The 1,204-nt window shown below is 43.4% G+C and carries 2 protein-coding genes; both read left to right on the top strand.

The features are described from left to right. Positions 1–1,018: ATP-binding protein (locus MBENS4_RS25435; protein ID WP_159108074.1), on the top strand; the 1,018-nt coding region annotated here is incomplete at its 5' end. Continuing rightward, positions 1,018–1,204: hypothetical protein (locus tag MBENS4_RS25860; RefSeq protein ID WP_159108073.1), on the top strand; the 187-nt coding region annotated here is incomplete at its 3' end. The genes MBENS4_RS25435 and MBENS4_RS25860, both read left to right, overlap by 1 nt.

Here is a 1,204-nt window from a genome sequence, read left to right as displayed (position 1 = left end):
AGGCGATGGCGTATCCGGAATTCCGTCGGGTGGATCCTTATTCCCCCCTCCACCGGGCACTACGGCAGAGCGTCAGCTAACATTTTATCAAACGTGTAAAAATGGCTGGCAACTTTGCCCAATGGGATATGCTGTATACTGCTTCAATTTGGTGCCAGAAAGAAATGTCCGTTTAGCGATATTTGGTCTTAAAATAATCGGATACTCAAAAGCTCAGGGAAAGCTCGAAGGTCTTTCAATCAAGACCAATCGTTCGGACGTGGAAAACTACGCAAAAAAATCAGTTTCAACCATTGAGGCTGTGGAATCTCGACTTCAGACAATCGTAAGTTCTGGAGTTCATGAATTCAGAAATGTTAATAAGGATCTTTATAACACGGCTTATGCGCTAGAGTCCGATCTATCCAATTCATATAATATCCAGTGCTCACATAGGGAAGCGGCCAAGAGCATTGTTGAATTATCTGAGATGATGAAAAGTCGTTCTGACATATTTGATGTTATTACCAATCCTTCGATCGCACAGATCAAAGATCAGAATGTCCACGTCTATCGCGCCTTTGATCGCGCTCGAAAAAGCATGATGTCCTCGTCGATGTCGAGGAAGCTAAGGCTGGAGATGTCTGGATCGAGCAACAGCAGAGCCAAGGCAGTTCAAATGTTTGACGTAGTTCCGTACATAATACTACAAAATGCCGCAAAATACTCTCCTGACAACAATAATATTGAGATAAATATTGAAGAATTTGAAAATAATATTGTGGCTAGGACGTCGTCATTGGGCCCAGTACTGCTGGATGATGAATTAGTGCAGGTATTTTCTCCAGGTTTTCGAGGAAAACGCGCGCAAGATTTCGAATCCCAAGGCTCAGGAATGGGACTGTTTGTTGTCAAACGCTTAATAGACTTCTGTGATGGAGCTCAGATAAAATTAGCTCAGGGCGGCCCTAGCGTGTTTTTCCATGATCGCGAGTTTAAGTTCACAACGGTGTCGGTAACTTTAAGTATTGCGGCATAATGACATTGGAGAAAGAAATTTATTTTTATTTCTATACAGCAAAAATGCGCTCTGACCTGCCTGGTTATGATCGTTGGATAAGCAAATATGGAACGACGGTTTGGTCGGAACGTCGATCCATCATAGATGCCAAGCGCCAGCCTTGGGGAATGGCAGCTATTGAAGCAGGCTTTTGTCCGAATGAAC

The sequence above is a fragment of the Novosphingobium sp. MBES04 genome, from assembly GCF_000813185.1.
Classification (GTDB): Bacteria; Pseudomonadota; Alphaproteobacteria; order Sphingomonadales; family Sphingomonadaceae; genus Novosphingobium; species Novosphingobium decolorationis.
Note: the sequence above shows the minus strand (reverse complement) of the source record. Positions and strands in the feature narration are given on the sequence as shown.